This window comes from uncultured Frigoribacterium sp. (assembly GCF_963515265.1).
GTDB lineage: Bacteria > Actinomycetota > Actinomycetes > Actinomycetales > Microbacteriaceae > Frigoribacterium.
In genome coordinates, this window is sequence record NZ_CAUPYL010000263.1 from 1 (window position 1) to 2,863 (window position 2,863).

Genomic DNA, 2,863 nt, shown 5'->3' on the forward strand with positions numbered 1-2,863 from the left:
GGGTGGGCGGCGTCGCCCGCGGCGCCGTCGACGCCCACGCGGCGCTCGAGCCGCTCGACCCGGGCGAGCGCGCCCCGCGTCGTCTCGTCGGCCTCGGGCACGAGCACCCGGGCGATCATCAGCTCGAGGTGGAGGCGCGGCGACGTGGCGCCCGTCATGTCGGTGAGGGCCCGGTTGACGACGTCGGCCGAGCGCGAGAGCTCGGCGGCGCCGAACGCGTGCGACTGCTGCACGAGCCGGTCGAGCTCTTCGGGCGTGACGCCGCGCAGCACGGCGGAGGCGCCCTCGACCGTCGCGCCGACGACGATGAGGTCGCGGAGGCGCTCGAGCAGGTCCTCGACGAAGCGCCTCGGGTCCTGACCCGTCTGGACGACCCGGTCGACGGCCGCGAACGCGGCTGCCCCGTCGCGCTGCCCCAGGGCGACCACGACGTCGTCGAGGAGGGCCGCGTGGGTGTAGCCGAGCAGGGCGACCGCGCGCTCGTACTCGATGCCGCCGCTCTCGCTGCCGGCCATGAGCTGGTCGAGGAGCGACAAGGTGTCGCGCACCGACCCGCCGCCGGCCCGGACCACGAGGGGCAGGACGCCCGGGGCAGCCGCGACGCCCTCGCTCTCGGCGAGCTGCTGCACGTACTCGAGCATCTGCGCAGGCGGGACCAGCCGGAACGGGTAGTGGTGGGTGCGCGACCGGATCGTGCCGATCACCTTGTCGGGCTCGGTCGTCGCGAAGATGAACTTGACGTGCTCCGGCGGCTCCTCGACGACCTTGAGCAGCGCGTTGAAGCCCTGCGGCGTGACCATGTGGGCCTCGTCGAGGATGAAGATCTTGAACCGGTCGCGCGCCGGGGCGAACACGGCGCGGTCGCGGATGTCGCGAGCGTCGTCGACGCCGTTGTGGCTGGCGGCGTCGATCTCGATGACGTCGAGTGAGCCGCCCCCGTCTCGCGCGAGCTCGACGCACGAGTCGCACACGCCGCACGGCGTGTCGGTCGGGCCCTGGGCGCAGTTGAGGCAGCGCGCCAGGATGCGGGCCGACGTCGTCTTGCCGCAGCCTCGGGGGCCGCTGAACAGGTAGGCGTGGTTGACGCGGTCGGCGCGCAGCGCCGTGCGGAGCGGATCGGTCACCTGCGACTGTCCGATCAGCTCGGCGAAGTTCTCTGGCCGGTAACGGCGATACAGGGCTGTGACCACGGGACAAGAGTAGTCGGGGCCACCGACGTCCGCGCCGGGCAGCGGACGACGCGACCCCTCATCGGGGGTGGGTCCTCCCCTGGCGCGACCCACGCCTCCTTGGTATCTTCGACCCACCGGACGAGCCTCACCAGCTCGTGCCGAACCGCCTCACCAGCGGTGACGCACCGGTCGCGACCCACCCTCGCGGCAGACCGGTCAGGATCAGGATCAGGAGACACCCGCATGTCTGCAGCCACGGCGTCCTCGCGCGCCCACCGCCTCTCCGTCTCGGGCAAGGTCAGGGCGGTCCTCGCCCTCGGCACCGTGCTCGGGCTCGGCACCGTCGCGACCCTCGCGGCGTTCACCGACACCGTGACCGCGACCGGCAGCTTCAGCACGGGCACGCTCGACCTCAAGCTGAACGACCAGGACGTCACGACGGCCCTCACCGGCCTGACGATGACCGCGGCGAAGCCCGGGGACCAGACCTACGCGCTCCTCACGGTGCGGAACGGCGGCACCCTGCCGTTCAACTACGCCTACACGACGGTCGCCGGCGGCGCCGACGCGGCCGTCCTCGGCCCGGTGCTGAACTTCGGCGTCGCGAGCCTCGGCACGGGCACCTACAACGTCGGCACGCCCCCGACCTGCAACGCCACCACGTTCAGCGCGACCCCCGCCACGGTGGTCACGCCCAGCACGACCAAGCTCAGCGCGGGGCCGGCCACGGCGGCCGCCCGGGCCCTGGCGGTCAACCAGGTCGAGTACCTCTGCGTCCGCGCCGAGGTCCCCTCCGACGCGACCAACACGGTGCAGAACAAGTCCGTGACGGCGACCATGACGGTGACCGCCACCCAGCAGTAGCTGCCCCGCAGCTCCTCCCAGCCCCCGCCTCCCAGGGCGGGCGTCCCGAGGCCCCCGCCCCCGTGGCGGACGCGGCCCGGACACGGGAACGGCGGAGTCCGGCGTCGGGTGCCCGACTCCGCCGTTCCCCTCACGATCCACCTGCCCGACGCGCGACGAGGGGAGCCACGCATGGCGTCCTCCCCCGGACGCGCGCGGCACGACCGGCCGCCGGTCGACCACGCCCGCCGCAACGCCCGGGCGCGCTTCTTCGCTCGCGAGTTCGTCCTCTGGGCCGGCGCCCTCACCGGCGTGGTGTGCCTGACGGCTGCTGCCCTCGCCGTCTTCGCGGGCGTCACTCCCCTGATCTTCCGCTCCGGCTCGATGTCCCCCGACATCCCCACCGGAGCGCTCGCACTCGCGCGGACGGTGCCCGCGGCGGAGGTGGCCGTCGGCGACGTCGTCAGCGTCCCCCGCGCAGACGGCGTCCGCGTAACCCACCGCGTGGTCGAGACGGACGACGCGGGCGGCGCCTCCCGGTCCCTCGTCCTCAAGGGCGACGCGAACCCCGTGACCGACCCCGAACCGGTGGTCGTCGCGGAGGCCGACCGCGTGTTCTGGTCGACGCCGCGCCTCGGCGAGTGGGTCGACCAGGCCCTCGCCCCCGGCTGGGTGTTCGTCGTCGGCACGCTGTTCGGCATGCTCGCCATGATCGGCTTCCGCCGCCCGCGCGCCGAGGACCTCGCCGCGACCGCCCACGAACCGGCATCTGCCGACGGGGGCCGAGCCGAGGAGGCGCGTTCCCGTCACGAGGACGGGCCGCGCCACGCGGCCGGCCGGCACCGCAC

The 2,863-nt window shown here is 74.0% G+C and carries 3 protein-coding genes; 2 read left to right on the forward strand and 1 reads right to left on the reverse strand.

All coding sequences use genetic code 11. The annotated features are described in order from the left end of the window. A partial coding sequence (locus tag RWM17_RS13660) for a DNA polymerase III subunit gamma and tau (RefSeq protein ID WP_314104561.1) occupies window positions 1-1,190 on the reverse strand: 1,190 nt, incomplete at its 3' end. Window positions 1,191-1,415: 225 nt separating this feature from the next. Here RWM17_RS13660 and RWM17_RS13665 point away from each other — a divergent pair. Together RWM17_RS13665 and RWM17_RS13670 are read left to right on the forward strand one after the other, a co-directional pair. Continuing rightward, window positions 1,416-2,036: a TasA family protein gene (locus RWM17_RS13665; RefSeq protein WP_314104563.1), complete on the forward strand. Its 621-nt coding sequence runs from the start codon at window positions 1,416-1,418 to the stop codon at window positions 2,034-2,036. Window positions 2,037-2,207: 171 nt separating this feature from the next. Continuing rightward, on the forward strand, window positions 2,208-2,863 hold a 656-nt coding region (locus tag RWM17_RS13670), incomplete at its 3' end, for a signal peptidase I (protein WP_314104565.1).

What these genes read in the sequence shown, in the direction of transcription:
- RWM17_RS13665 (WP_314104563.1), top strand. Translation starts at nt 1,416, where the DNA reads ATGTCTGCAGCCACGGCGTCCTCGCGCGCCCACCGCCTCTCCGTCTCG.